General features: G+C 67.9%; 25 protein-coding genes. 13 read left to right on the top strand and 12 right to left on the bottom strand.

Going from position 1 to position 25193, the window contains the following annotated elements; translation table 11 throughout:
* The first annotated feature begins 26 nt into the window (after positions 1-26).
* Together IPG63_06185 and ntrC are read left to right on the top strand one after the other, a co-directional pair.
* Entirely contained in the window at positions 27-1079 is a 1053-nt protein-coding gene (locus IPG63_06185; protein MBK6726838.1) for a PAS domain-containing sensor histidine kinase, read from the top strand.
* Positions 1076-2539, top strand: a complete 1464-nt coding sequence (ntrC, locus tag IPG63_06180; GenBank protein ID MBK6726837.1) for a nitrogen regulation protein NR(I) — start codon at positions 1076-1078, stop codon at positions 2537-2539. The genes IPG63_06185 and ntrC overlap by 4 nt, the downstream gene beginning before the upstream one ends.
* Positions 2540-2685: 146 nt before the next feature.
* Here the strand turns inward: ntrC and IPG63_06175 are convergent, their stop codons facing one another.
* From IPG63_06175 to IPG63_06165, 3 genes are read right to left on the bottom strand one after another with little or no spacing between them, the layout of a single operon-like run.
* On the bottom strand, positions 2686-3864 hold the full coding sequence (locus IPG63_06175) for an ABC transporter permease (protein MBK6726836.1): 1179 nt from the start codon (positions 3862-3864) through the stop codon (positions 2686-2688).
* The gene (locus IPG63_06170; protein MBK6726835.1) at positions 3861-4595 is read right to left on the bottom strand and encodes an ATP-binding cassette domain-containing protein; all 735 of its coding nucleotides are present in this window, start codon (positions 4593-4595) and stop codon (positions 3861-3863) included. The genes IPG63_06175 and IPG63_06170 overlap by 4 nt, the downstream gene beginning before the upstream one ends.
* A gap of 3 nt (positions 4596-4598) precedes the next feature.
* The gene (locus IPG63_06165) at positions 4599-6083 is read right to left on the bottom strand and encodes an alpha/beta fold hydrolase (GenBank protein ID MBK6726834.1); all 1485 of its coding nucleotides are present in this window, start codon (positions 6081-6083) and stop codon (positions 4599-4601) included.
* A gap of 98 nt (positions 6084-6181) precedes the next feature.
* On the opposite strand from IPG63_06165, the gene IPG63_06160 reads away from it, so the two are divergent.
* The gene (locus IPG63_06160) at positions 6182-7537 is read left to right on the top strand and encodes a hypothetical protein (GenBank protein ID MBK6726833.1); all 1356 of its coding nucleotides are present in this window, start codon (positions 6182-6184) and stop codon (positions 7535-7537) included.
* Positions 7538-7541: 4 nt separating this feature from the next.
* Here the strand turns inward: IPG63_06160 and IPG63_06155 are convergent, their stop codons facing one another.
* The gene (locus IPG63_06155) at positions 7542-8291 is read right to left on the bottom strand and encodes a ferredoxin--NADP reductase (protein MBK6726832.1); all 750 of its coding nucleotides are present in this window, start codon (positions 8289-8291) and stop codon (positions 7542-7544) included.
* A 70-nt stretch (positions 8292-8361) separates the two neighbouring features.
* Here IPG63_06155 and IPG63_06150 point away from each other — a divergent pair, with 70 nt between their 5' ends.
* From IPG63_06150 to IPG63_06140, 3 genes are all read left to right on the top strand, one after another.
* A complete protein-coding gene (locus tag IPG63_06150) occupies positions 8362-9297 on the top strand; it encodes an ABC transporter ATP-binding protein (protein MBK6726831.1) in 936 nt (311 codons plus the stop codon).
* Entirely contained in the window at positions 9294-10067 is a 774-nt protein-coding gene (locus tag IPG63_06145; GenBank protein ID MBK6726830.1) for an ABC transporter permease, read from the top strand. Before IPG63_06150 ends, IPG63_06145 begins: the two co-directional genes overlap by 4 nt.
* An 81-nt stretch (positions 10068-10148) precedes the next feature.
* Positions 10149-11048 (top strand): DUF2167 domain-containing protein, encoded by a 900-nt coding sequence (locus IPG63_06140; GenBank protein ID MBK6726829.1) that lies wholly within the window; start codon positions 10149-10151, stop codon positions 11046-11048.
* 7 nt (positions 11049-11055) lie between these two features.
* Here IPG63_06140 and IPG63_06135 read toward each other — a convergent pair whose 3' ends face one another.
* On the bottom strand, positions 11056-11847 hold the full coding sequence (locus tag IPG63_06135; protein ID MBK6726828.1) for a TatD family hydrolase: 792 nt from the start codon (positions 11845-11847) through the stop codon (positions 11056-11058).
* A gap of 101 nt (positions 11848-11948) precedes the next feature.
* On the opposite strand from IPG63_06135, the gene IPG63_06130 reads away from it, so the two are divergent.
* Entirely contained in the window at positions 11949-13028 is a 1080-nt protein-coding gene (locus tag IPG63_06130) for a hypothetical protein (protein ID MBK6726827.1), read from the top strand.
* Positions 13029-13163: 135 nt separating this feature from the next.
* On the top strand, positions 13164-15638 hold the full coding sequence (hrpB, locus tag IPG63_06125; protein ID MBK6726826.1) for an ATP-dependent helicase HrpB: 2475 nt from the start codon (positions 13164-13166) through the stop codon (positions 15636-15638).
* A 2-nt stretch (positions 15639-15640) separates the two neighbouring features.
* Here hrpB and IPG63_06120 read toward each other — a convergent pair whose 3' ends face one another.
* The gene (locus tag IPG63_06120; protein MBK6726825.1) at positions 15641-16033 is read right to left on the bottom strand and encodes a hypothetical protein; all 393 of its coding nucleotides are present in this window, start codon (positions 16031-16033) and stop codon (positions 15641-15643) included.
* 8 nt (positions 16034-16041) lie between these two features.
* The gene (locus IPG63_06115; protein ID MBK6726824.1) at positions 16042-16719 is read right to left on the bottom strand and encodes a penicillin-insensitive murein endopeptidase; all 678 of its coding nucleotides are present in this window, start codon (positions 16717-16719) and stop codon (positions 16042-16044) included.
* A gap of 328 nt (positions 16720-17047) precedes the next feature.
* Here IPG63_06115 and IPG63_06110 point away from each other — a divergent pair, with 328 nt between their 5' ends.
* From IPG63_06110 to IPG63_06100, 3 genes are read left to right on the top strand one after another with little or no spacing between them, the layout of a single operon-like run.
* Positions 17048-17269, top strand: a complete 222-nt coding sequence (locus IPG63_06110) for a hypothetical protein (GenBank protein ID MBK6726823.1) — start codon at positions 17048-17050, stop codon at positions 17267-17269.
* Positions 17238-18383 carry a CDP-6-deoxy-delta-3,4-glucoseen reductase gene (locus IPG63_06105; protein ID MBK6726822.1) on the top strand — a complete coding sequence of 382 codons (1146 nt, stop codon included), beginning with the start codon at positions 17238-17240 and terminating at the stop codon, positions 18381-18383. The genes IPG63_06110 and IPG63_06105 overlap by 32 nt, the downstream gene beginning before the upstream one ends.
* Positions 18384-18439: 56 nt before the next feature.
* On the top strand, positions 18440-20038 hold the full coding sequence (locus IPG63_06100; protein MBK6726821.1) for a VCBS repeat-containing protein: 1599 nt from the start codon (positions 18440-18442) through the stop codon (positions 20036-20038).
* Positions 20039-20049: 11 nt separating this feature from the next.
* Here IPG63_06100 and IPG63_06095 read toward each other — a convergent pair whose 3' ends face one another.
* From IPG63_06095 to IPG63_06085, 3 genes are read right to left on the bottom strand one after another with little or no spacing between them, the layout of a single operon-like run.
* On the bottom strand, positions 20050-21324 hold the full coding sequence (locus IPG63_06095; protein ID MBK6726820.1) for a heme biosynthesis protein HemY: 1275 nt from the start codon (positions 21322-21324) through the stop codon (positions 20050-20052).
* Positions 21321-22334 carry a uroporphyrinogen-III C-methyltransferase gene (locus tag IPG63_06090; GenBank protein ID MBK6726819.1) on the bottom strand — a complete coding sequence of 338 codons (1014 nt, stop codon included), beginning with the start codon at positions 22332-22334 and terminating at the stop codon, positions 21321-21323. The genes IPG63_06095 and IPG63_06090 overlap by 4 nt, the downstream gene beginning before the upstream one ends.
* The gene (locus tag IPG63_06085) at positions 22331-23125 is read right to left on the bottom strand and encodes a uroporphyrinogen-III synthase (protein ID MBK6726818.1); all 795 of its coding nucleotides are present in this window, start codon (positions 23123-23125) and stop codon (positions 22331-22333) included. Before IPG63_06085 ends, IPG63_06090 begins: the two co-directional genes overlap by 4 nt.
* A gap of 81 nt (positions 23126-23206) precedes the next feature.
* On the opposite strand from IPG63_06085, the gene IPG63_06080 reads away from it, so the two are divergent.
* Positions 23207-23665: a YiiD C-terminal domain-containing protein gene (locus IPG63_06080; GenBank protein ID MBK6726817.1), complete on the top strand. Its 459-nt coding sequence runs from the start codon at positions 23207-23209 to the stop codon at positions 23663-23665.
* A gap of 1 nt (position 23666) precedes the next feature.
* Positions 23667-24074, top strand: a complete 408-nt coding sequence (locus IPG63_06075; GenBank protein ID MBK6726816.1) for a hypothetical protein — start codon at positions 23667-23669, stop codon at positions 24072-24074.
* A gap of 113 nt (positions 24075-24187) precedes the next feature.
* Here the strand turns inward: IPG63_06075 and IPG63_06070 are convergent, their stop codons facing one another.
* Both IPG63_06070 and IPG63_06065 read right to left on the bottom strand, forming a co-directional pair.
* Complete coding sequence (locus tag IPG63_06070) at positions 24188-24748, bottom strand: DUF3368 domain-containing protein (GenBank protein MBK6726815.1); 561 nt, start codon at positions 24746-24748, stop codon at positions 24188-24190.
* Complete coding sequence (locus IPG63_06065; GenBank protein MBK6726814.1) at positions 24745-25101, bottom strand: UPF0175 family protein; 357 nt, start codon at positions 25099-25101, stop codon at positions 24745-24747. Before IPG63_06065 ends, IPG63_06070 begins: the two co-directional genes overlap by 4 nt.
* Positions 25102-25193 lie beyond the last annotated feature (92 nt).

Here is a 25193-nt window from a genome sequence, read left to right as displayed (position 1 = left end):
GGCGACCGCGAAGCACTCCTTCCCCAATGTCCCTGAGCGAATCGTTGCCGCTACTGGATGCCCTGAGCCTGCCGGTGCTGCTGGTCGACGGCGCGCATCGCATCGTCGCGCCGAACGCGGCTTTTTGTGCGTGGACCGGGGCCGGGGCGCGGCGCTGGAGCGGGATCGCGGTGCGCGATCTGGGCGGTGTCGGCGAACTGCTCGACGCGGCGCTGGCACGTTGCGCGGCGGAGCGGCAGACGCAGCGTCTGGCGAATGCGCTGTTCCAGCCGAAGCCGGATCTGGACCTGCGTGCGGACATCCACTGCATCCCGGTCGTGAACGGCGACATCGCCTTCGTCATCGAATGGCATCGCGATATCGACCTGCCCGAAGCCGAACGGGCTGCGGCGCTGCCGAGTGCGCTCGCGGCGACGCTGAAGGGGCTCGCGCATGAGGTGCGCAATCCACTCGCCGGGCTGCGTGGCGCGGCGCAGCTGCTGGCGCGCCGCGTCCATGATGCCGACGCGCGCCGCTACATCGAGGTGATCGACGCCGAGACCCAGCGCCTGGCCGAGTTGGTCGAGCGCCTGCTCGATCCGCATCCGAGCCGGCCATTCGCGGCGCTGAACATCCACGACGTGCTGGAACGCGTGCGCGCGCTGGCCGAAGCCGATGCCGGCTGGAGCGCGCGCATCACCCGCGACTACGACCCGAGCCTGCCCGAGTTGCTGGGCGATCGCGATCGGCTGATCCAGGCGGTGCTGAACCTGGTGCGCAATGCGCTCGAGGCCGGCGCCAATGAAGTGCGCCTGCGAACTCGCGCCGAGCACGGCGTGCCGATCGGCGACGCGACGCACAAGCTGGCATTGCGCGTAGACGTGATCGACGACGGTCGCGGCATTCCCGAAGCACTGGCGCCGCGGGTGCTGCTGCCGCTGGTGTCCGGACGCGCCGAGGGCAGCGGGCTTGGCCTGGCGCTGGCCCAGGAAATTGCACGCGAGCACGGCGGTGGCCTCGGTTTCATCAGTCGGCCGGGCCATACCGTGTTCACGCTGCTGCTGCCCTATGAGCGCGATCCCGGCGACAATGGCGTATGAGTGAAATCTGGATTCTCGACGACGACCGCTCGGTGCGCTTCGTGCTCGCCGAGTCGATGCGCGACGCCGGCTACACCGTGCGCGATTTCGACAACGCGCGCGCCGCGCTGTCGGTGCTGGCGCACGCCACGCCCGATGTCGTGTTCACCGACGTACGCATGCCCGGCACCGACGGCTTCCAGTTCCTGGAGATGCTCAAACGCACGAAGCCGGAGGTGCCGGTGATCGTGATGAGCGCTTACACCGACATCGCCAGCACCAGCGCCGCGTTTCGCGGCGGCGCCTTCGATTTCCTGCCCAAACCTTTCGATCTGGATGCCGCGACCCGGCTCGCGCAACGCGCACTTGCCGGCTCCGCGGCGACGTCCGAAGTGGCGCCGGTCGCCGATGAAGCACTGTCCCTGCTGGGCGAGTCGCAACCGATGCGCGAACTGTTTCGCGCCATCGGTCGCGTCGCCGGCACGCCGCTGAACGTGCTGATCACCGGCGAAACCGGCACCGGCAAGGAACTGGTAGCGCGCGCCCTGCACCAGCACTCGCTGCGCGCGCGCGGCCCGTTCGTGGCCTTGAACACGGCCGCGATTCCGGCCGAACTGCTCGAATCGGAGTTGTTCGGCCATGAGGCCGGCGCCTTCACCGGCGCGCACAAGCGCCACATCGGCCGCTTCGAACAGGCGCAAGGTGGCACGCTGTTTCTCGATGAGATCGGCGACATGCCGATTGCGCTGCAGACGCGGCTGCTGCGCGTGCTCGCCGAAGGCGAGTTCTATCGCGTCGGCGGCCGCGAGTTGATCCGCGTCGACGTGCGCGTGGTCGCTGCCACGCACCAGAACCTCGAAGTGCGCGTCGCCGGTGGCGAGTTCCGCGCCGACCTGCTGCACCGCCTCGACGTGGTTCGCCTCGACATCCCGCCGCTGCGCGCGCGTCGCGACGATATCCCGCTGCTGGCGCAGAACTTCCTCGACCGCGCCACGCGCGAAGCGCGGGTCGAGCCGAAACGCTTCAGCGCTGAAGCCCTGCAACGCGTGCAGGCGCACGACTGGCCGGGCAATGTGCGCCAGCTCGAAAACCTGTGCCGACGCCTGGCGGTGATCACTGCCGGACGCGAGATCGGGGTGCACGAGTTGCCGGCGTTCCTGACCGATCCACAGATTGCGGCGATCGCGGCCGGAGGCCGCTCCTTGAGTCTCGACGGTGCGGTAGGAGCGGCCTCCGGCCGCGATGGCCGCGACAGCCGCGATACCGACTGGCCCCAAGCCCTGCGCCACGCCATCCAGCGCTCGCTGCGCGACGGCCGCGCCGGCGTGTTCGACGAGGCGCGCGAACTGTTCGACAAGACCCTGCTCGAAGCCGCGCTCGAACTCACCCGCGGCCACCGCGTCGAAGCCGCGAAACTGCTCGGCATCGGCCGCAACACCATCACCCGCAAGCTCGGCAGCTCGCGCGGGCGGCGGGGGTAATTCGATCAAGGCCGCTGACCTCTTTCTCCCTTCTCCCCCCGGGAGAAGGGCCGGGGATGAGGGCGAGGCGCGGGAGAGCTGCCCTCATCCGGCGCTACGCGCCACCTTCTCCCGGTGGGAGAAGGAAGTTCGCGGCGAACTGACGCCTACGCCGAAACCGCCAGACTCTCGCGGTGGTAGATGCGTGCGGTGATGGCCGCGGCGATGCCGGCGATCAGCAGGCCGCTGGCCGCCAGCGTCAGCCACTCCATCGAACCAATGTGCTCGGCGCGCACCAGTTTCATGATAGCGTGGTGCTGCGCCAGCAGCGGCACCGCGAACATCCACAGCTGCGTCTTCACCGGCACCACCATCATGATCATTGACGGAATCGCCGGGATGATGGTGAACATGCCGAGCCAGCTCTGCGCCTCGCGGTAGCTCTTCGCGTTCGCCGCGATCAGTGTTTGCAATGAGGAGGCCAGCAGCACCACCGGCCCCAGCGCCGCCAGCATCTGCAGGAACACCAGCGGCCCGAAATTGAACTTCAGCCCGAGCTTGGCCAGTGGCAATTGCGGCAACACGAGGGCGAAGGCGATCAGGGTCAGCAGCAGCGAGGTGATGGCGAAGGCCGAGGTCGCGGCGAGCTTGCCGAGCATGATCTGGCCGCGCGGCACCGGCGTCGCCAGCAGCGGCTCCAGCGACTGGCGCTCGCGCTCGCCCGCAGTGGTGTCGATGGCCAGGTACATGCCGCTCATGAACGCACCCATGATCAGCATGTACGGCAACATCATCAGGATCATCGCGCCACGTGCGACCTCAGAGGCCTGGTCGCGCTCGACCACGGCCAGCGGGTGCGTGATCAGCGGGCTGATGCCGCGCGCCACCAGGCGCAAGGCCGAGACCTGCCGGCCGTAGGCCTTGAGCGCGTCCTCGACGCGACGCGTGGCGCCGCCGGTGTCCTGGCGCGAGGAGTCGAAGAGCATCTCGACCTCGGCCGGCTTGCCCTCGGCCCAGGACTCGCCGAAGTCCTCTCCGATGCGCAGCACGACTTCCTTGTCCTGGTCACGGATCGCCGCCTCCGGGTCCTTCGGCGCCGGTTCGATCTTGAGGTTGCGCGTGGCCAGGAACGCGACCAGATTCGGTGCCCGCTCCGCTCCCACCACCGGCAGGTCCAGCGGCTTTTCGGCGCGACTCTGTTCGCGCGTCAAGACAGTCGAGAGGATGATCGCCATGATCAGCGGCCCAAGTATCGGGCCGAGGATCAGCGCGTTGATCACGGTCTTGCGGTCGCGCAGGTTTTCCAGCACTTCCTTGCGGAAGATGGTCCAGATTGGGTTCTTCATCCGAACAGCCCCTCGTCGGTTCCAATCGCCTTCACGAAGGCGTCTTCGAGATTCGATTCCCCGGTCTGCGCGCGCAGCGCGTCCGGCGAACCCTGCGCCACTACCTTGCCCTTGGCGATCACGATGATGTGATCGCACAGCGCCGCCACCTCCTGCATGATGTGCGAGGAGAACAACACGCAGCGGCCCTCGTCGCGCAGGTTCTTGAGGAAGCCGCGCATGGCGCGCGTGGACATCACGTCGAGGCCATTGGTGGGCTCGTCCAGGATCACGTTCTTCGGGTCGTGGATCAGCGCGCGCGCGATCGCCGTCTTCACCCGCTGCCCCTGCGAGAAGCCCTCGGTGCGGCGGTCGGCGATGTCGTGCATGCCGAGCGCCTGGATCAGCGCGTTGCTGCGGGTATCGGTCAGCGCGCCGTCCATGCCGTGCAGGTCGGCGAAATAGCGGATGTTCTCGCGGGCCGTCAGGCGCTTGTACAGGCCGCGCGAATCCGGCAGCACGCCGAGGCGACGCCGCACCTCGACGGTCTCGGTCTGCGCATCAAGCGCATCGACCAGCACATGGCCGTGATCGGGCTTCATCAGCGTGTACAGCATGCGCAGCGTGGTCGTCTTGCCGGCGCCGTTCGGGCCGAGCAGGCCGGTGATCTTGCCGTCCTCGGCGCTGAAGCTGACGCCATCGACGGCCTTCACCGCGCCGAAGGCCTTGTGCAAATCACGAACTTCGATCATGGCTCAGGGACCCCAGCCGTTGGCGTTCAGGAAGGCCGGGATCGCCGGCATCACGTCCAGGCAACTGGCGTCGAGCGCCTTGGCCTCGTTCTTGTCGATGAACTCGGCGGCGAGCTTGGGCATGCAGCCGGCGGTCAACACGATGTGGCCGCGCCCGCGCACCACCAGATGACGGCCGTTGCGATAACCCTTCGCGGTTTCCTCGCCGTAGCGCGGCGGCGTCACCGGATCGAATTCGCCGGACATCAGCAGTACCGGCACGTCGCTGCGCAGCGGGTCGTGGAAGTTGTCGGGTCGCACGCCCTTCGGCCAGGCGCCGCACTGCGCCTGCATCATTTCGATCATCTCGGTGCCGAGCAGGCTGTCGGCATCGTCCGGGTCGAGCACGAAGCGGCCTGCATCCTCGCTGCAGATCACGCTCAGCTGCATGCCGTGCATGATCGACTCGCCGAGTTCGCCGGTGGCCATGTCCGACTGTGCCATCAGCGTCTCGAAACGCCCTGCGGCCGCCTCGTTCAGCGCGTGCGGCAGCAACGCGGCGGCTTCGGGCGCGTAGGCGAACAAACGCACCGTCGATGCCAGGTGCCCGAACGCGAATTCCCGATCGCGCAAGTCCCAGGTCGCCGGGTCGCGGTAGCGCACCGGCTTGGCCGCGCTGCGCAGCTGCAGCTTGAGCCGCGACAGGTCCTCGGCGGGGTCGCCAAATGCGGCGAAGCAGGCCTTGTCCTCGCGGCAGCGCTGGAAGATCGATGCCAGCGCCGCCTCCAGGTTCTTGGCGTGGTCGTTGCCCAGTGCGAGCGTTGGCGGCACCACGCCGTCGAGAATCATGCTGCGCACACTGTCCGGGTAGTAGCGCAGGTAGGTCTGCGCCGCCCGCGTGCCGTAGGAGCCGCCGACCAGGTTGACCTTGGGTGCGCCGAGCGCCTTGCGCACGGCGTCGAAGTCGGCGGCGGCCACCGAGGTCGTGTATTGGCGCGGATCAGCAGTCGCGGCGAGTTCGGTCGCACACTTGGCGGCGAAGTCACGCTGCGCGTCCGGGCTGTCGCCGGATTCGTCGCCGAACGCGCTCTTGTCGCCCTCGCCCTTGCACACCAGCTTGTTCGAACCGCCGGTGCCGCGCTGGTCGATCAGCACGATATGGCGCTTCTCGCGCATGCGCTCGAAGCCGGCGGCGATCGCCGGAAAACTGTCGAGCGCCGACTGCCCCGGCCCACCGGCAAGGAAGAACACCGGGTCCGGCTCGGGTTCCGCGGCGCGTGCCGGCACCAGGCCGATGCGCAGCGGGATCTTGCGGCCGCCCGCTTCGGCCGGGTTCTCCGGCACGTCCAGCGTCGCGCACAGGCCGCCCATCACCTCACCGGCCATGGTGTTCTTCAGGTCGCAGTCGCGGAAGGTCAGCGACCCTACCTTGCGCTCTGCGGCCACTGCCGGCGCCATCATCGCGGCCGCGACCACTGCTGTCGCCACCACCTGTTGCCACTGTTTCATCGCCATCCTCCGTACGCGAGGCGTGCATCCTAGAGGAGTGGCCGGGAATTGCCACGATCCGATCGTCACGCTGCCGGCCATGGCAGAATCCGGCGCCGATGCCAGCGCCCGAGATGTTCCACCGCCATCGCCCATGGATCTTGTTCCTCGCGCTGGCCAGCGTGTTCGTGGCCGCGCTTGCGTCGATTCCCGGCTACTTCAGCGCCGATGAACTGCAGTGGCTGGCCCGCGCGCGGTCAGCACCGACGCTGGCGGCACTGCCGTGGGTGTCGTTCACCGACCTGAGCCCGTTCCAGTATCGACCGCTCACCTTCAACCTGTGGTTGCTGCTGGCCCACCTGGGCGGCGACCGACCCTGGTTCTCGCACGCCGCGTTCGCGCTGGCGATGGTGGGCATCGCGCTGCTGCTGCGGCAGCTGTTGCTCGCATTCGGGGTGCAGTCGTCGCGGCCGTGGAATGCGGCGACGCTGTTCCTGCTGCTGCCGACGACGGTGTTCAGTGCCGGCTGGGTCGGCACCCTGGCCGACCTGCTGGTCGCGGCGATTGCACTGGCCGCGATGCTGCTGGCCAGCCATGCGCGCGCACGCCCGATGGCGCTGGCAGTACATGCAACGATCGCCTTGCTGTCCACCGCGGTGGCCTTGCTGGCCAAGGAATCGGCGCTGGTGCTGCCGCTGGCATGGCTGCTCTACGCCGCCGTCAGCGACGCGCGGCGTGAAGGGATCGTCGCCGCTGCCGCAGCCAGCGTGGCGGTGGCGACGTACCTGCTGCTGCGCATGGATCCCTTGCTGCATCCGCCCAGCCCCGTTCCCTACTACGCATGGCAGCTGTCGTACCTGCCGCGACGCGTGCTCGACTACCTGCTGTTCCCGCTGCTGCCGAGCGTCGAGGAAGCGCACACCGTGGCGCTGCGCAGTGTCGCGACGCAACTCGGTGCCGGCTTGCTGGTGCTGCTCTGGTGGCGCGACTGCTGGCAGCGCGCGCGCTGGCGCGGCCTGGCGGTGACCGCCGCGAGCCTGGCCCTGATCGGACCCGCACTGCTGCTGCCAAAGGCCTCGGCGCATTTCGCGCTGCTTGCCGGTGTTGCGCTGGCCGCGGGATTGGCTTGGCTCGCACCCGCACCCGGGCGCAACACGCGCTGGCTACATGCGCTGCTCCTGCTGCTGCTGTGCTGGCACGATGTGAACCTACTGCGGCGCTTCCATCGCGATGCCGCCGTCCAGACCGCGCTGCTCGACGACGCGGCGCGAATCCTTGCCACGCCTGCGGGCACGCATTCGCTGCGACTGCACGCAGGCAGCGCTGAAGTTGCGCACGTGCTGGCGCGCAGCGCATCGGTTCCGTCCTGGCGCGGCCAGCCCTTGCAGTTGCACGTGGTGGATGGCGAACCCGCGCGTTCCGTTGATTTCGTGGTGCAGTCCGACGGCCGCCTGCGGCCGGCGACGGAGCGCTGAGGCCTCAACGCGCGCTCAGGTATTTCTCGCGACGGATCGCCGGCACCGGCAAACCGCAGGCCTTCAGCGCCTCGAAGCCGGCGTCGACCATGTCCGGATTGCCGCACAGGTACGCGATGTCGCGCGCCGGATCAAGTACCAGGTCCGCGAATGCATGCTGCACGTAACCGCGACGGTCGTTTCCGCCAGGAGCGAGACGCGGCTCGCGCGACAGACAGGGCAGGTAGCGGAACCAGGGGCTCGCGGCGGCGAAGGCATCGAACTCGTGCGCGTACAGCAGCTCGGCGCCGGTGCGCGCACCCTGCAGCAGCACCACGTCGATGCCGCGTTCGCCATGCAGCCGAGCAAGCTCTGGCAGCATCGCGCGATAGGGCGTGACGCCAGTGCCGGTCGCGACCAGCAGGTAGCGTGCATTGCGGTCGGCCGTGGCCAACACGAAGCGGCCATACGGCCCGCTCGCTTGCACGATTTCCCCCGGTGCGAGTGCGCTCAGGCGCTGCGTGGCGGCGCCACCCTCGACGTAGGACACCGCGATCTCGATCAACCCTCCGGCGTTGGCCGCATCGCCGGCAACAGTTGCGATCGAGTAGCTGCGCTTGAACGCGACCCCATCGGCGCCGCCGAAATGCAGTTGCAGGAACTGGCCGGCAATGAATGCGCCTGCCGCGCCGTCCACGCGCTGAAACGCAAGCTCGCGCACGCGCGGCGCCAGCATGCGCGCTCGCACCAGCCGCAAATCGAATGTTTGGCTCATGCGCCGCCTCCGTCGAGGCCGGCATTCTATGCGCTGTGCTAGCCTCGCGCGCCGATTTCTGGAGCGCTGCATGAGCGAACTCGCGCTTTCCATCCGTGACCTGCACAAGACCTATGACAACGGCGTGACCGCGCTCGCCGGCATCGACCTCGACGTCGCCGCGGGCGACTTCTTCGCGCTGCTCGGTCCGAACGGCGCCGGCAAGTCGACGACCATCGGCATCGTCACCTCGCTGGTCAATCGCAGCGGCGGCAGCGTCCGCATCTTCGACCATGATCTCGGCAGCGAACGCGAGGCGGCGCTGTCCTGCGTCGGCGTGGTGCCGCAGGAAATCAACTTCAACCAGTTCGAGAAGCCGTTCGACATCGTCAGCAACCAGGCCGGTTTCTACGGCCTGCCACGCAAGCTCGCGCGCGAACGCGCCGAGAAGTACCTGCGCCAGCTGTCGCTGTGGGACAAGGCGCAGGTGGCCGCGCGCACGCTCTCGGGCGGCATGAAGCGACGACTGATGATCGCGCGCGCCATGGTGCACGAACCGCGCCTGCTGATCCTCGACGAGCCGACCGCGGGCGTCGATATCGAAATCCGGCGCTCGATGTGGAACTTCGTGCAAGGCATCAACGCCGCCGGCACGACGGTGATTCTGACCACGCACTACCTCGAGGAAGCCGAGAGCCTGTGCCGCAACATCGCGATCATCGACCGCGGTCGCATCGTCGAGCACACCTCGATGAAGGCGCTGCTGGCGAAGCTCGACCGCGAGACCTTCGTGCTCGACCTGGTCGACAGCATGGACGCGGCGCCGACGATGAGCGGCGCGGTGCAGCTGCGCCGCGTCGATGCGACCACGCTCGAGGCCGATGTGCCGCGCGACACCACGCTGAACGAGCTGTTCGCGCAACTCGACCGCGGCGGCGTCCGCGTGCGTTCGCTGCGCAACAAGGCGAACCGGCTGGAAGAACTGTTCCTCGGCCTGGTCGAACGCGGCAATGGAGGTGCGCGATGAACGCCAGCGGCAATTGGGAGGCGCTGAAGACCATCGTGTTCCGCGAGGTGCATCGGATCCTGCGCATCTGGGGCCAGACGCTGGTGCCGCCGGCGATCACGATGACGCTGTACTTCGCCATCTTCGGCAAGCTGATCGGTTCGCGCATCGGCGAGATGGGCGGCATGCGCTACATCGACTTCATCGTGCCCGGCCTGATCATGATGGCGGTGATCCAGAACAGCTACGGCAACATCGTCTCCAGCTTCTTCGGCGCCAAGTTCCAGCGCTTCATCGAGGAGCTGCTGGTCAGCCCGACCCCGAACTGGGTGATCCTGCTCGGCTACACGCTGGGTGCGGTGGCGCGCGGGCTGATGGTCGGGGCGATCGTGCTGGTGGTGGCGATGTGCTTCACCCGCATCCAGGTGCAGCATCCGCTGGTGACGCTGGCCACGCTGTTGCTGACCTCGGTGATGTTCGCCTTCGCCGGCTTCATCAACGCCATCTACGCGAAGAAGTTCGACGACATCGCAATCGTGCCGACCTTCATCCTGACCCCGCTCACCTATCTCGGCGGCGTGTTCTACAGCGTCGCGCTGCTGCCGCCGCTCTGGCAACGCGCTTCCGAGCTGAACCCGATCCTGTACACGGTGAACGCCTTCCGCTACGGATTGCTCGGCGTATCCGACGTGCCACTCGCCACCGCGTTCGCGGTGATGCTCGGCTTCACCCTGGTGCTCGGCGTGATCTCGATGCACCTGCTGGTGCGCGGCAAGGGTTTACGCGCCTGACCCCGAACGCCGATACTTGGCGGCGCAGCGTGCGCTCGGGGGCAGCGGCCGCTGCTTCCTTCACCTTCCATCGGGGTACCCATGTTCAAGACCTTTTCGTCCGCGGCGCTCGCCGCGTTGCTGGCATTCGCCTGCGCAGCCGCCACAGCGCAGGAACAAGAGGCCGACCCGGCCGAAATCGCGCGCCAATTCAATGCCTCGCTGCACTACCAGAGTGGCGACGTGGCGGTGGCCGGCGCCCACGCCACCCTGCACCTCGATGGCGGTTTCCGCTATCTCGCACCCGCCGACACGCGTCGAGTGCTGGAAGAACTGTGGGGCAACCCGCCGGATGCGGACGTGCTCGGCATGCTGGTCCCGGGCGGCATCGAGATCACCGACGACGACAGCTGGGCGGTGGTGTTGTCGTACTCCGATGATGGCTTCGTTTCCGACGAGGAGGCCGCAAAGATCGACTACAGCGAAATGTTGAAGACGATGCAGGAGGAGACGGCAGCGGCCAACGACGAGCGCGAACAGGCCGGCTACGGTCGCGTCGAACTGGTCGGCTGGGCCAGCCCGCCGCGCTACGACGCCGAGCAGAAGAAGCTGCACTGGGCCAAGGAACTGAGTTTCTCCGGCGCCGATGCGCACACCGTGAACTACGACATCCGCGCACTCGGCCGCGGCGGTTACCTGAGCATGAACGCGGTCGGCGGCATGGGCGACCTGGCGAACATCCAGCAGGGCATGCAGCGGGTGCTGCACATGGTCGAGTTCGACAGCGGCCACCGCTATGCCGACTTCAACGAAGGCACCGACAAGGTCGCCGGCTACGGCCTGGCGGCACTGGTCGCGGGCGCTGCGGCAAGCAAGATGGGCCTGTTCGCCAAGCTCGGCGTGCTGCTGCTCAGCCTGAAGAAGTTCGCGGTCCTGCTCCTCGTCGGAGCCGCGGCGCTGCTGAAGAAGCTGTTTGGCAAGAAGGACCAGCAAACGGGCTGAGGCGCCCTCACTCCGGCAAGCAGAAAAAGCGTTTCGCCGTCGCCGTGCTGTTCGCGGCGGTGATGGCGGGCGCTTCGTTGCGATCGCGCGCGATTTCTTCGCAGATGTGTGCGAGGAACGCGGGTTCGTTGCGGCGGTGGCTGGGCTTGGGCTTGAGCGTGCGCGGCAGCAGGTAGGGCGCGTCGGTCTCGATCATCAGGCGATCGGCGGGGATCAGACGCACCAGTTCGCGCAGATGCTGGCCGCGGCGTTCGTCGCAGATCCAGCCGGTGATGCCGATGTGGAAGCCGTGATCGAGGCAGTCGATCAACTCCTGTCGTTCGCCGGTGAAGCAGTGCACGACCACCGGCGGCAGGCGCTCGCGCACCGAGTCCAGGATGGCGATGAAGTCGGCGTGCGCGTCGCGCTGGTGAAGGAACAGCGGCTTCTGCACCTCGATGGCGATGGCGAGCTGCTGTTCGAAGGCGAAGCGCTGCGCGTCGCGCGGCGAGAAGTCGCGGTGGTAGTCGAGCCCGGTTTCACCCACCGCAACTACTTCGTCGTGCGCGAGCAGGTCGCGCAACAGGGCGTCGAGATCGGCGTCGTATTCGTGCGCATGGTGCGGATGCAGGCCCGCGGTCGCATACAGGAAGCCCGAGTGTTCGGCGGCCAGCTGCTGGGCCTCGACGCTGCCGCTGCGCGAGGCGCCGGTGACCAGGATGCGTTCGACGCCGGCCGCGCGCGCGCGTTCGAGCACGGCCGGCAGGTCATGCTGGAAGCTCTCGTGGGTGAGGTTGGCGCCGATGTCGATCAGGTGCATGGCCATCGCGGGCTGAATGGGGGCGCGAGTATAGTGGCGCGGTTAACCACGGATTCAGTGCGCGCGCCGCATCGTCCGCCGCGCATCCACAGGAGCTTTCGATGACACGCGCTGCCGTATTTGCTCTCGCCCTGGCCACCACGGTTTCGGCCCAGGCCTACACCCCGGCTTCCGGGTTTTGGTACAACCCGAGCGAGTCCGGTACCGGCATCGCCATCGAGATCGAAGACAAGCAGGTGTTCCTCGCGGCCTATGTCTACGACACACTCGGCCGCCCGACCTGGTTCACCAGCGCAGCGCTGTTGACCGCGAGCAGCGTCGGCGGCAGCACCTACTACAACATCTACAACGGCAATCTCGACTCCTATGCCAACGGCCAGTGGGTCGGCGGCCCGTATTTCGTGCCGCAGTATTTCGCGAATGCCGGCGGCCCGATCCAGATCATCTTCGACCCGAACGACGAGACCCGCGCCACCCTGACCTGGGGCGGACGCACCACACAGATTCAGCGCCTCGACTACTACGCCGCTTGGGGCGCCGACAAGGAAATCGAGCGCATGATCGGCGAGTGGTCGGTTGTCCTTGATGCCTATGCGCGTGGCGGCGACTACTCGGTGTTTCCGTACTACGGCGATGTGCTGGTGTTCGACCGGATCAATCGCACGCCGACGCCGGACTTCTTCGAAGGCTGCCGCGCCGACACCTCGTTGATCGGCCGCTGCACCTCGAATGCGCTCTACTACCACGATGCCGCCGGCTACTACGACGCCACCCGCGACGAGCATGTCGTGGTGGTGACCGACGCGATCCAGACCTCGAGTTCGCCCGCGCAATACTGGGCCTACTACCTCGAAGTGAACACCTCCGATTTCGAGGGCGTGGTCGAGTGGTACTTCGGCAACGACCCGAACTCCCCCGGCAACGGCCCCTACTACCCGGTGCGCGGTTTCCGCTCCGGCAGCCGCAGTTTCGTGCTGAACAATGGCGCCGGCCCGGCGGCGGTCGAAGAGTCTTCCAAGCGGGCCTACACACCGCGCTCGCTGGCCAAGATGATCATGGACCAGAACGGCGGCGTAATGCCCGAAGGCCTGAGCGCCGAGCAGGTGCAGGAGCGCTACGGCATCGATGTGCATGCGCACCGCGCCAAGGTGCAGGCGTTGCAGGCTTCGCTGGGCAAGTAACCCGGCAGAGCATCGCGGGCCGGAGCCCGCTCCCACATTCGCTTAGACCAACTCCCATCGGGCGAAAGTGGGAGCGGGCTCCGGCCCGCGATGCCTTTCGATGCTTTTGCCCAGCCATCCCGCGACAATGCGCTGATGGCCTCGCTCGAACTCCCGATCACCCCGCTGCTGCCCGAGATCGTCGCGTCACTCGCGGCGCATCCGCGCCTGGTGCTGGAAGCGCCACCCGGCGCCGGCAAGACCACCCAGGTGCCGCTTGCCCTGCTCGCTGCGCCGTGGTGCACGGGCAAGGTGCTGATGCTGGAACCGCGGCGCATCGCCGCGCGTGCGGCGGCGGGCTTCATGGCCGAGTCGCTCGGCGAGGCGGTCGGCGCCACCGTCGGTTATCGCATCCGTTTTGAATCGAAGGTTTCCGCAGCGACTCGGGTCGAAGTGGTCACCGAAGGGATTCTGACGCGCATGCTCCAGGACGATCCGATGCTCGAAGGCATCAGCGCGATCCTGTTCGATGAATTCCACGAGCGCCATCTGCACAGCGACCTGGGCCTCGCGCTCTGCGTCGACGTGCAGGCCGGCCTGCGCGAGGATCTGCGCCTGCTGGTGATGTCGGCCACGCTCGATGGCGAAAAGCTGGCGCGCTTCCTCGACTGCCCGCGCCTGACCAGTGCCGGCCGCAGTTATCCGGTGACGGTTACGCATTTCCCGGCACGGCCGCAGGAAGCGTTGTCGTTCCAGCTCAAGCGCGCGGTGCAGCAGGCCTTGGCGCAACATGCCGGCGATTTGCTGTGTTTCCTGCCCGGCAAGTTCGAACTCGAGCAGTGTGCACGCGTGCTCGCCGAGGTCGACGCCGAGGTGCTGCTGTTGCACGGCGAATTGTCGGTCGAGGAACAGGCACGCGTATTGCGCCCCGGCGATCGTCGCCGCGTCGTGCTCGCGACCAATGTCGCCGAGTCGAGCGTGACCCTGCCCGGTGTGCGCGTGGTCATCGACTCCGGGCTCGCGCGCGAGCCGCGTCTGGATGCCGGTAGCGGCATGAGTCGGCTCGACACGGTGAACATCGCGCAGTCGTCCGCGACCCAGCGCGCCGGCCGCGCCGGACGTGTCGCCGAAGGCTGGTGCTATCGACTTTGGCCGGAAAGCCAGCGCCTGGAACCGGGCACGCGGCCGGAGATTGCACGCACCGAACTCGCCGCGTTCGTGCTCGAACTCAAGCAGTGGGGCACGGACGCGCTGCGTCTGCTCGACCCGCCGCCGCCAGCGGCGCAGGCCGCGGCGATCGCCTTGCTGCAGGCGCTCGATGCGCTCGATGGCGACGCGCGCATCACCGCGCATGGCAAGAGGCTGCTCGCGTTCGGCACCCATCCGCGTATCGCCAACCTGCTGGTGCGTGCGCGCGGCGACGAGCGCGCACTCGCCTGCGATGTCGCCGCCCTGCTCGATGGCCGCGACCCGCTGCGCTTTGATGCGCGACGTTCGGAGGACCTGCGGGATCGCGTGCATGCCGTGCATGACTTTCGCAGCGGTCGCCGCATCGAAGCTGCCGATCGCGGCACGCTGGCGTTGATCGACCAGACCGCGAAGCAATGGCGACGACGCCTGCAGCTCGATCGCGAGGCATCGGCACAGATGCGCTCGCATCATCACCTGGGTGACCTGCTCGCGCTCGCCTATCCGGACCGCATCGCGAAGATGGATGCGGCGCAGCTGCGGCGCTACCAGCTGTCGAACGGCCGCGGCGCGCGCCTGCACGACAACGCGCTGCTGTTCGGCGAACCCTGGCTGGTCGTGTCCGAGCTGCGCTTCGAGGACCGCGATAGTCTGATCCAGCGCGCGGCGCCGCTCGATCCCGACACTCTGGATCAGCTGTATGCCTCGCATTTCCACAGCCGGCGCGCGCTCGGCTTCAACCGCGACAAGCGCGCGGTCGAGGCCAGCGAGGAGCGCTGCTTCGCCGATCTCGTGCTCGAACGCCGCACGGTCCCGGCGCCGCGCGACGCCGCAACCGCGGCGATGCTGGTCGATGGCCTGCGCCAGCTCGGGCTCGCGGTATTGCCATGGAGCGAAGGCCTGCGCGAGTGGCAGGCGCGCGTTGAGTTCCTGCGCGCGGCTTGCCCGGAGCTCGGCCTGCCCGACTGCAGTGACGCCGGTCTGCTCGCCACACTCGACAACTGGCTGGCGCCCTACCTCGCAGGCCGTTGGCGCCTGTCCGATTTCGACAGCGACACGCTCGGAGAAGCGCTGCGCTCTCGCCTCGACTACGCACAACGCAAACTGCTCGACGAACACGCGCCGCGCGAGCTGACGGTGCCGAGCGGGATGACGCGCAAGCTCGACTACCAGGGCGACGCACCGGTGCTCGCAGTCAAACTGCAGGAACTGTTCGGTCTCGCCGACACGCCGCGCATCGCCAAGGACAAAGTCCCGGTCGTGCTGCACCTGCTGTCGCCCGCGCGCAATCCGATCCAGGTCACGCGCGACCTGAAAGGCTTCTGGGAACGCACGTATCCCGAGGTCAAGAAGGAACTCAAGGGCCGCTACCCCAAACACCCCTGGCCCGACGATCCCTGGACTGCGACGCCGACGCACCGCGCCAAGCCGCGCGCCCATTGAACTCAGCGCTTCATCGTCTGCCGGCGTTGCAGCCACGGCATCAGCGCGAAGCCCAGCTGGCCGAGCAGACCGAGCCAGCCGTGCGGCGCGCGAAAACCGGCGAAGAACATCGCGGGCGATTGCGCGAAGACCATGGTGGCGAGAGCGAACTCCGCGAGCAACAGCAATGCGAACGCGCATCCGCCCATCACCAGCCTCGTCGTGCCGACACTTGGCACCGCGAAGCGCCGCAACAACCACGCGCAAACCCACCACGACGCGGCGAGCATCAGCGGCAGTTCGATCAGCACCGCGGCGGTGGCACCAAGGGCAGGCTGCAAGAACAACACCCGCAGCGCGCCGAGCACGAAGCCGAGTGCGAACACCAGCACGAAATAGGCAAGGCCGGCGCGCAAGGCGACGCTCACCCGCAAGGCACGCGGAAGTTGATGTGGTAGTGCTCGTCGTGACGGATCCACGCCGGCGTGCGCGAGAAGCGCATCGCCTGCTGCAGCTTGCGCCCGTCACGCGCCTGCCAGAGTTGCTGCTGCAGGATGTTGTCGAAGATCACGACGTCGATGCCGATGCCATTGCGTCGGGCGGCGCGGCTCAGGGCGAGCAGCTGAGCGACCATCGCGTCGTAGTCGATGCGGTAGTCGCCATGGCTGCCCTGGCGGTCGAATTCGACGGCATATCCAAACCCGTTCCACGACGCGGACGGAAACGGCACCGATTGGTCGTCGCGACGAACCGGCACCATGATGTCGACCGAGGTGCCGTTGCGGTGGGTGCGATGCGGTCGAAAGCGCCCTCCCCAGGGCCAGCCGGTTTCGCCAAAAACGGTGCGCAAGCCAGGCTGCGATGTCTCCAGTGTCTTCGTCGCGTCGATCAATGTGGCATGGACGCGTCTGTGCACATGCTGGCGCCCGAGCAGCCAGCCGAGCGTGCTGTAGCTGGAGAAGTTGTCGCCGTGATGCGGCAGGCTGGCCGCATTCTCGATGCGACCCCCGGCCGGCGTACCGAAGCAGATGCTCTCGGTGCCTGGGCTGCGCGGATGCAGGATGGCGAACAACACGAACAACGGCGACAGGACAATCACCACCGCGCGCTTCCATCGGCCGTGCCGGAATGCCTCACGAACATCACTCCCCTCACCTGTCATCGCCAATTGACGGCACTCCTCCGCTTGTCGGTGAAAACGTAGCACTGCAATTTTCCGCCTTGCGCGCTGGCGATGCGGTGCCCCTTAACGACGTCTCCGGGCGGTGTCGAATGGGCTATTTATGCAGAGCTTATGAGGTTTATCGATTGGCGATAAACATGATAACTCACGCATAAATGGACCCGGCCCGAAATCCCTACGCGCCCGGAGCCCGCACGCCGCCGCCGGCACCATCGGGCCGCTGAACTGGCTGATCGCCTGCGCCGAATTGCATCGACCGCACCACAGCACGCGCGCTGCCGACGCCGGCAACTTCGGCACCGCATTGCCGTTCTGGGACCAGCTGTTCGGGACCTACCGCCGTGGCCGCGCACCCGCAGCGGTCGGCGTGTTCGATCCCACCCACTACCCCGGCGAACACGACCTCGCCGCGCTGCTGTGCTGGCCGTTGCAGCGCGATGGCGGAAGTCGACCTGGCGAACTCGGCTGATCTCCCTCCGCCGCTAGACTCGGCAAGTCCAATCGTTCAGCGCGGATGGGTCTGGCAAGTGAAACTCCACATCACCATCCTGCCGAGCGGGCACCAGTTCGATGTCGGCGACGACGAGTCGGTGCTGGCGGCAGCGCGGCGTGCCGGGTATGCGCTGCCGTATTCCTGCCTGAGCGGCCTGTGCGGCAGTTGCCGCGCGCGGGTGATTGCGGGCGAGTGCCGGCACGGCGAGGAGGCACGTGCGTTGAGCGCGGACGAGCGGGCACGCGGCGATGTGTTGTTGTGCCAGGCGCATCCGTCGACCGACCTGACCATCGCCGTGCGCGAAGTGCCGAGCGTGGCCGACCTGCCGCGACGCATGCTGAGTCTGAAAATCGTTGCCAAGGACCTGCTCGCGCCCGACGTGCTGCGCGTGCGCCTGAAGCCGCCGAAGGGCGAGCCGTTCCGCTGGCTGGCCGGGCAGTATCTCGATGTGCTGCTGTCCGAAGGCAAGCGCCGCGCGTTCTCGATCGCGAATGCGCCCGAGGACGCCGGCCTGATCGAACTGCATGTGCGCAGGGTGCCCGGTGGCGGTTTCACCCAGCAGTTGTTCGAGGCCTATCCGATCGGCAGCCTGCTGCGTGTGGAAGGACCACTCGGCACGTTCGTGCCGCGCGAGGACTCCGAGCGCGCGATGATCTTCATGGCCGGCGGCACCGGCTTTGCACCGGTGAAGGCGATCATCGAACATTTCCTGCATCTCGGCAGCGCGCGCCCGATGCACCTGTACTGGGGCGCACGCCAGGAGGCCGACCTGTACCTGCCGGGGCTGCCGGCGCTGTGGTCGGCACGCCATTCCGCTTTCGCCTACACCGCGGTGCTGTCCGAGCCCGACGCCGGGGAAGCTGCGCGCTTCCGCCACGGCGCGGTGCATGAGGTCGTGCTCGCCGACTTCCCGCAACTGGTCGACTTCGACGTGTACATGAGCGGCCCGCCGCCGATGATCGAAGCTGCTCGACGCGCGTTCAATGCCGCCGGGCTGCCCGAGGACCGGCTGTATTACGACTCGTTCGAGTACGCGCCGGAAGTCATTGCGGCGATCCTGTCGGCACGGGCCGGGCTACGCGTGGCTTGAATCGCGACGCGAACTGCGGCACAGCACTGCAGGTGGCGCCGGCGTACCATCCCGCCATGTTTGCGAACCGACCGACGCTGTGTCTCGCGCTGCTGCTGGCGGCCACTACTGCGCACGCCCAGATCGGCGCGCCGACGCTGCAGTGGGCCTATGGCGGCTGCTCGGTGTCGAGCTGCCAGACCGGTTGGTACAGCGGCCCCGCGGCTACCGATATCGACGGCGACGGGCTGGTCGACGTCGTCTGGGGCAGCTACGACGTGGTCGCGCTGAACGGCACCGACGGCACGCTGAAATGGCGCGGCACGAATGCGCAGCGGGTATGGCCGGCGATCGCCGTCGCCGACTTCGATCTCGGTGTCGTCGGGCTCGAAAGTGCAGTCGGTCGTGGCGGCAACCAGCTGACGCTGTACAGCGTGAGCGGCGCGGTGCTTTGGACGCGCACGCCGTTTGCAGGCGGTGAGGTGCGCAGCCTGGCCGCGGCCGACATCGATGGCAACGGCGATCTCGAGATCGTCGTCGGCCGCGCCTCCAGCGGCGGCGATCTGCAGGTCAGCGTCTACGAGCACAACGGCACGCTGCGCGCAGGCTGGCCGGCGCGGCGCACCGGCGAACCTGGTTACGGCGCCGGCATGTACAACGAGAACCTCGCCATTGCCGATCTCGATGGCGACGGCCAGGCCGAGATCTTCGCGCCCACCGACACCCACTACATCACCGCGTTGCACCCGAACGGCAACCAGCTGACTGCGAGCACGGTGTACGGGTTGAGCGGCGGACAGCCGAAGACCTGGGCGCAGGTCGGCGTGCACGTTGATCATGCGGCAGATCTCGCTGGCTACGCCAATTGCGGCTTGCAGCATCGCCCCAACTTCGCGAACGCGGCGCCGGCCATCGCCGACCTCGACGGAAACGGCAGCCTCGAGCTGGTGGTGCCGGGCGACGTGTACAACTGCGCCATCGGCGATCCCGACGGTGATCTGTATTACCTGCCCTGGATCCTGCGTCGCGACCGCACCCGCTGGGCGGCCGGGGCATTCGACTGGTCCGCGATCCCGGCCCCGGGTGCGAGCGGCGGACCGACCATCCAGGGCGACTACGCGACCATCGAGGACGCGGTGGTCAACGCCGTGCTCGCCGATCTCGATGGCGATGGCCAGCGCGAGATTTTGTTCGCGAGTTACGACGGCTTGCTGCACGCGTGGTGGCTGGACAAGACCGAGAAGCACGCCTGGCCCTACACCGTGCCGGGCAGCGGCTACCGCTTCGCCGCCGAGCCCGCGGTGGTCGATCTCGACGACGACGGCAACGCCGAGGTGATCTTCAGCACCTGGCCGCAGAAGGGCGCCGCCGCCGTCGGCAAGTTGATCGTGCTCGACTCGCATGGCGCCTTGCTGCACAGCGTCGATCTGCCGGCGCCCCGTGGCGGCACTTGGAACGGCGGACTGGCGGCGCCCACCGTGGCGCAGATCGATTCCGATCCGGAGTTCGAGGTAGTGCTCGGTACCAGCCATTCCGGCGTCGTCGTCTACCAGATTCCCGGCAGCGCCAACGCGCGCGTGTTGTGGGGCACCGCCCGCGGCGGACTGTTGCGTAACGGGCTGGCGCCACCCAATCCGCCGTCATCGAGTTCAATCTTCGGCGACGGTTTCGAGTAGTCGTCGCCGCCCTACGTCTTCGTTCGCGGCAGACGCGGGATGCCCATGTCGTCGCGCTCCTCGGCCACCGGCAGCGGAGCGAGCAGGTCTTCGGCGCTGTGTCGCGCCATCAGCGAAGCCGGGGCCTCGCCATGCTGCACCGCCAACGCATTCGCCAGCGCCTTGGCGGTGCGCTCGGTATCGCCTTGTTCGGCATAACAACGACCGAGTTCTTCCCAGGCATCGGCGCCGGCGCCGTAGGCGAGCGCCCGCCGCAGATAGTCCTCGGCCTTGATCCAATGATGCTCCTGGCGACTGAGGCGCCCGAGCGTGAGCAGCAGCGCCGCGTCGTTGGCGTGCGCCTCGAGCCAGGCTTCGGCGTGCTTAAGCCGTGGCGCCACCTTGGCGTCCGGCGGCAAGGCGCCGTAGGCCAGCACCAGCGCCGGCGCCCAGCCATGCTTCAACGTCGCCTCGATTTCCTGCGCCGCCTGCGCGATCAGGTTCAGCTGCACCGCGCGCCGGGCGTAGGCGATGGCAACTTCGGGCAGGCGCTTCTCGTCACGATTCAGATCCGCCCACAGCGCGTGCAGGTTGATCGCGTCGCTGGTCTGCTCGATCGCCGTGACCAGGACGCGGCTGACGAAGCGCGCCAAATCGTCCGGCGGCAATTGCCGGCTCTGGCGAATGCGCGGCAGGTAGGCCAGCGCTTCGCGTGCACGCTTGCGCCCGGAGAGCGCTTCAATCAGCCAGCGCGCACCCATCGGTGACAGCCGCGAGGCCTGCGCCAGCGGCACCAGCATCTCGATCGCGGCACCGGCGCGGCCGTCGAGCAACTCGTTGCGCGCACGCAGCTCGGTGGCCAGGTCGTGGGTTTCCGCCGCTTCCGTCAGCAGGTCGAGCAGACGTACTTCCTCGGCCCGATCGCCGCGCGCGTGCGCGGCAGCGTGCGCGGCGATCAGCGCCGGCAACTTCAACGAGGGCAGCCGCGTCGCCTTGAGCAACTGCTGGCCGGCACGACTAGGGCGGCCGGCGACGAGCGCGATCATGCCGTCGAGAAATCGCCGCCGCGCCCCGCGCCGCGCGCCGGCCTGCCACAGCCGCAACGGCCAGCGCAGCAGCCATACCGCGACATACAGCAGTGCCAGCGCTGCCAACAGCAGGAATACGGCGTTGACCAGCGTCGTCTCGATCGCCAGATCACCGCGCTGGATCAGCACGTAACCGGTGTCGCCGCGTAAGCCGTACACCGCCAAGGCACCCAGCACCGCCGCAACCAGCAACAGCAGCAGCAGCCGGTACAAGGTCACTGCTCGACTCCGTGCGCGACGTCCTGGGTGTGGCGCAGGTTGACCAGCTGCTGCAACGCGACGCCAGGCTGCGGCCACGGCGTGGGTTGGTAGGCCGAGAGCTGGGCGAGCCGCGAACGCACATCGCGCGTGGCCGCCGCTTCGAGATCGAATCCGGTCGCCAGTGACTCGCCGGCCTGGGTTACCAGGGCGCGATAACGTGGCGCATCCATCTGCCGCAGTGCCTCCTCGGCGTGCAGCAGGTCGAGCGCGATCACCGCGCGCAACGTTTCCGCCCCGAGCGGACCGAGCAACCCGGCCTCGCGCGGCGTGACGCGACGCACGCGCACCAGCCCGTGCAGCAAAGCCTCGAAGCGGCTCGATGCCGCCGCGGTGGCAGGCACCGCCACGGCGCCGTGGCGCAACGGCAACTGCGGCAGTCGCGCGCGCAGCTCGGCCAACTGCACCAGCGCCTCGGCGTGCGCCTGCTGTGGCGCCGCTTCGAGCGCGACGATCTCCTGGGCCAGGCTCTGCCGCACTCCGGCGTAACGCGCGTCTTCAAGCCGCGCCAGTTCGGCGTCGGCGAGGCGCAGGGCGGTGATTGCAGCGGCAACGTCGTGGAAAATCTGCAGGCGTTCGATGCCGGCCGACATCAGCAGCTCGGCCTGATTCAGACGCAACTCGGAAACGCTGTCCATCCGGCTCTCGGAGACGCGCTTGATCGCCTGTTCGAGCAGGGCCGCGCGCTCGCTCACACCGAGCAGTTCATCGCGCAGGCTGCGATCGAGCGCGGCGTCGTCGTCGATGCGGCGCGTGAGGTCGGCCAGACTTCGCTGCAGGTGGGCGTTTTCCTCTTCGCCGAGCAGCAGTTTGCGGGCGATCGCCTCGCGTTCCTGGGCGCCGCGGTCGATCGCTTCAAGCCCATACCAAAGCGCGCCCAACGCAAGCGTGGACGCCACCAGCGCCAGCAGCGCGAAGATCAGTGCAGCGCGACCAGCGCGTGTGGGGCGTTCGGGATTCGACTCGTTCATGGCAGCGACTTCGACAGACGCGGCCATGCTATCAGCGCGCGCCCGCGATGGCGGCGCTCAGGTCGAGCATGCGCGCCGAGGCCGCGACCACCACGTCGCGACAGTGCATGCCACGCGCCAGCGCCGCCAGGCGGTCGCTGCTGACGAACAGGGTCTGCGCGGCCAGACGCAACCAGCGCGTATCGCCGAGCAGGGCGGGCAGCGCCAGCAGCGCCTCGCGACTGCTGACGACCAGTTGCGGCTGCGCCATCGCGTCGATGTGGCGCAAGGTCGCGACTCGGGCGGCACAAGGGATGCGCACATACACCGGCAGATCGGCGGCATCGACGCCGCGTTCGCGCAGACGCCGCACCAGCCAGTCGCGTCCGCCCTCGCCGGTGATGCGCACCACCCGGCGCGCGCGCCAGCCACGGATGCTGCAGCACCTCTTCGCTGCGAAAGCCGGTCGCCGGCATCTCCGCGTGCACGCCGTGCGCGGCCAGCGCGTCGCGGGTCGCCGGACCCTGCGCGATGACGGCGCCGCGGGCGACGAAGTCCGGCACCAGCGCGAACGCATGACGTACCGCCAGCGTGCTCGCGAACACCAGCACATCGGCATTGGCGGCGGCGCGCAGTGCGATGCGCGCGATCGCCGGGTCCTTGCGCGCCACCACGCGAAACGGCGCCAAGGTCACCACCTCGGCCCCGCGACGACGCAACTCGGCGGCGAAGGCGCGGTTTTCGCCTGCCGGTCGGGTCAGCACCAGGCTGCGTCCGCGCAGGCATTCCGATTCGAGTTCGGTGGCAGTCATGGCGTGAAGGTTAGTCGTTGTCGGGGGTCGCGTCATCGGCCGGCGCTTGCACTGCATGCGGGCAAGTCGGCAGACTGCGCCATGATCCACGACACCATCTCGCTCGAACGCACGATCCTGGAGACGATTCCGGTGGCCCGCGCCATGGGCATCGGCGTGCTCGACTACGACGGCCATCGCATCGCGCTACAGGCGCCGCTGGCACCCAACGTCAACGACAAAGGCTGTGCCTTCGGCGGCAGCCTCGCCAGCCTGATGACGCTGGCTGCCTGGGGACTGGTCAACCTCAAGCTGGCCGAGGCCGGTGAGGAGGCCGAGGTGTTCGTCCAGGACAGCGCCATCAGTTACCTGAATCCGGTCTGGGACGCGCTCACCGCCGAAGCTGCGGCCGAACCCGGCCAGGACTGGGACCAGTTCATCGCCGACCTGCGCGCGCGCGGCAAGGCACGCATCACCATGATGGCCGAGGTCGCAGTCGCCGAAGGCGGCGGGGTCGCCTGCCGCATGTTCGGAAAGTTTGTCGCCAAACGGAGTGCATGACATGAGCCTGACGCTGCGCACGCTGCTGTTTGCCGTCCTCGCCGCGCTGGTCGCCTGCAGTTCCACGCGCAAGCAGGACAAGTTGCTCGATTCGATCCTCGACCAGTACGCCGCGACCATTCGCTGGGGCAATATCGACGAAGCGGTCGGCTTTCTGGCACCGGATGCCGCCAAACCGACCGCGTTCGAGATCGAGCGCCTGAAGCAACTGCAGATCGCCGGCTATCGCGAGCAACCGCCGAGCCTGATCGCGCCGGGCGAGATCGAACAGATCGTGCAGATCGACTTCGTCAACCGTCACACCCAGGAAAGCCGCTCCACCGTCGAGCGCATGCGCTGGCACTACGACGACGCCGTCAAGCGCTGGTGGCTGGTCAGCGGCCTGCCGAAGCTGCAGGCGTCGAACTAAAACGCCCGCGCCTCGATGCTGCTGAAGCGCAGCAAGACGTCGACCCGGTCTCCGCATCGGCACGCGGCTCCACTGAGGCCGCGGTGAAAACTCTGATCGAATCAGGTTGCAATCTACTCGCCCACGTCGGCGAGTACGGCAGCGAGTACGGCAGTTCCGAGAAAGTAGCCGGACCGGGTCAAGTGCTCGAGCAGCGGACGCGCAGCGGCAATCCTGCCCGCGCTCTTGGCCAGGCCAATCACCGCCGCGGTGCCGATCAAGGCGATACCCCGGCTCTTGGCTTCCGTGCGACCGGCACGGCCGTCGATCACGAGCAACACGGCGTCGCCCGCCTCTCGCCACAGACACGCGGCATGGATGGTGCTTGCCTCGCCGGGGTCGACGCCAGGGTTCAGCGGCGTCCATTGGTCCGATGCCACCTCGACGACCTCGATCCAGCCTTCGGCCAAGGTGCGCAGCAATCCTTCCGCCTCCGGGAAGCGATCGGTGGCGGAGGCGGGCAGGATTTCTTCCCGAACCGTGCGCGTGATGTACACGCGACCGAACAATTCGTGCAGCAGGTTCAGCGCCTCGATCCGCGCCAGCGCAATCAGTGGCCCGGCGTCGGCGATGACGACGCGGCGGCTGCGCGGGGCCTTGGTCGGAAGCCCGAAGCTCGTCGGGCGCGCACTCATCCCGCGGGCTTCGCCAGCCAGTCGCGCGCTCGTCGCATCTCATCGTCTGCTTCATCCGCCGCGCCCTCGCCGGTGAGCGCTAAGCCCATGCTGGACAACAAACTCAACATCGCTGCCAACGGTTTTCCGGCCACGCGGGCGGCGAAGCCGGCAGAGACCGAACCGCCGCGGAACAGCGACACCGCCAGCGCCACGCGCACCGCCGGCAGATCGGGCACGCCCAGTTGCTCCAGGTCGACCAGTAGCGCTTGTGGCGTATCGCGATTCATCACCACCACCAGGTCGGTGGCACGCGCCGCCGCCAGAGCGATGCTGGGGTTGTTCTCGAGTTGGCGGATATTGACCGTGCGCACGATGGGCCTGCGTTGAGGGGCGCGTAATGCAGGAACATTGCCAGGTTGGCAGGACTGGGGCGTGCGCGCCACGACGAGCCCGCGACCTCGGA

The sequence above is a fragment of the Lysobacterales bacterium genome (genome assembly GCA_016703225.1).
Taxonomy (GTDB): domain Bacteria; phylum Pseudomonadota; class Gammaproteobacteria; order Xanthomonadales; family Ahniellaceae; genus JADKHK01.
Note: the sequence above shows the minus strand (reverse complement) of the source record. Positions and strands in the feature narration are given on the sequence as shown.

Excerpts from the sequence above, each read along its gene's own strand:
- IPG63_06155 (MBK6726832.1), bottom strand. The coding sequence starts at position 8,291 with ATGAGCCAAACATTCGATTTGCGGCTGGTGCGAGCGCGCATGCTGGCG.
- IPG63_06085 (MBK6726818.1), bottom strand. The coding sequence starts at position 23,125 with ATGACTGCCACCGAACTCGAATCGGAATGCCTGCGCGGACGCAGCCTG.
- IPG63_06090 (MBK6726819.1), bottom strand. The coding sequence starts at position 22,334 with ATGAACGAGTCGAATCCCGAACGCCCCACACGCGCTGGTCGCGCTGCA.
- IPG63_06100 (MBK6726821.1), top strand. The coding sequence starts at position 18,440 with ATGTTTGCGAACCGACCGACGCTGTGTCTCGCGCTGCTGCTGGCGGCC.
- IPG63_06175 (MBK6726836.1), bottom strand. The coding sequence starts at position 3,864 with ATGAAGAACCCAATCTGGACCATCTTCCGCAAGGAAGTGCTGGAAAAC.
- IPG63_06135 (MBK6726828.1), bottom strand. The coding sequence starts at position 11,847 with ATGCACCTGATCGACATCGGCGCCAACCTCACCCACGAGAGCTTCCAG.
- ntrC (MBK6726837.1), top strand. The coding sequence starts at position 1,076 with ATGAGTGAAATCTGGATTCTCGACGACGACCGCTCGGTGCGCTTCGTG.
- IPG63_06105 (MBK6726822.1), top strand. The coding sequence starts at position 17,238 with ATGGCGGAAGTCGACCTGGCGAACTCGGCTGATCTCCCTCCGCCGCTA.
- IPG63_06080 (MBK6726817.1), top strand. The coding sequence starts at position 23,207 with ATGATCCACGACACCATCTCGCTCGAACGCACGATCCTGGAGACGATT.
- hrpB (MBK6726826.1), top strand. The coding sequence starts at position 13,164 with ATGGCCTCGCTCGAACTCCCGATCACCCCGCTGCTGCCCGAGATCGTC.
- IPG63_06130 (MBK6726827.1), top strand. The coding sequence starts at position 11,949 with ATGACACGCGCTGCCGTATTTGCTCTCGCCCTGGCCACCACGGTTTCG.
- IPG63_06140 (MBK6726829.1), top strand. The coding sequence starts at position 10,149 with ATGTTCAAGACCTTTTCGTCCGCGGCGCTCGCCGCGTTGCTGGCATTC.
- IPG63_06075 (MBK6726816.1), top strand. The coding sequence starts at position 23,667 with ATGAGCCTGACGCTGCGCACGCTGCTGTTTGCCGTCCTCGCCGCGCTG.
- IPG63_06185 (MBK6726838.1), top strand. The coding sequence starts at position 27 with ATGTCCCTGAGCGAATCGTTGCCGCTACTGGATGCCCTGAGCCTGCCG.
- IPG63_06165 (MBK6726834.1), bottom strand. The coding sequence starts at position 6,083 with ATGAAACAGTGGCAACAGGTGGTGGCGACAGCAGTGGTCGCGGCCGCG.
- IPG63_06070 (MBK6726815.1), bottom strand. The coding sequence starts at position 24,748 with ATGAGTGCGCGCCCGACGAGCTTCGGGCTTCCGACCAAGGCCCCGCGC.
- IPG63_06145 (MBK6726830.1), top strand. The coding sequence starts at position 9,294 with ATGAACGCCAGCGGCAATTGGGAGGCGCTGAAGACCATCGTGTTCCGC.
- IPG63_06160 (MBK6726833.1), top strand. The coding sequence starts at position 6,182 with ATGCCAGCGCCCGAGATGTTCCACCGCCATCGCCCATGGATCTTGTTC.
- IPG63_06150 (MBK6726831.1), top strand. The coding sequence starts at position 8,362 with ATGAGCGAACTCGCGCTTTCCATCCGTGACCTGCACAAGACCTATGAC.
- IPG63_06170 (MBK6726835.1), bottom strand. The coding sequence starts at position 4,595 with ATGATCGAAGTTCGTGATTTGCACAAGGCCTTCGGCGCGGTGAAGGCC.